Origin of the sequence: Halomonas sp. ND22Bw (assembly GCF_003011945.1) — a bacterium.
Taxonomy (GTDB): Bacteria; Pseudomonadota; Gammaproteobacteria; order Pseudomonadales; family Halomonadaceae; genus Halomonas; species Halomonas halophila.
Genome location: NZ_PXWD01001354.1, coordinates 1 through 253 on the forward strand (window position 1 = coordinate 1; position 253 = coordinate 253).

Below are 253 nucleotides of genomic sequence, written 5' to 3' on the forward strand. Positions count from 1 at the left end.
CAAATAGCGGAATGAGTCCTACCATCGAACGTACCTTTAAGGGCAACCGATCGCCATTAGGTAGATGCAATGCATCATAATAAAATCCATCAACTTCATCCCAAAGGGATATTACCGTCTTACCAATGCCATCTATTGCATCAGCAATGTAGAGAAAATGTTCAAAAAATTTGCTGGCAATATCTTCATAGGTAGAGTCTACTTTTGCCAGTTCCAGAGCGATCGCCAGCATATTCAGGCAATACATCCCCAT

The 253-nt window shown here is 41.5% G+C and carries 1 protein-coding gene; it reads right to left on the bottom strand.

Translation table 11 applies throughout. The annotated features are described in order from the left end of the window. Positions 1-232, bottom strand: a 232-nt coding sequence (locus CVH10_RS22605) for a hypothetical protein (RefSeq protein ID WP_219925023.1), incomplete at its 3' end; no start/stop codon positions are given. Positions 233-253: the final 21 nt, after the last annotated feature.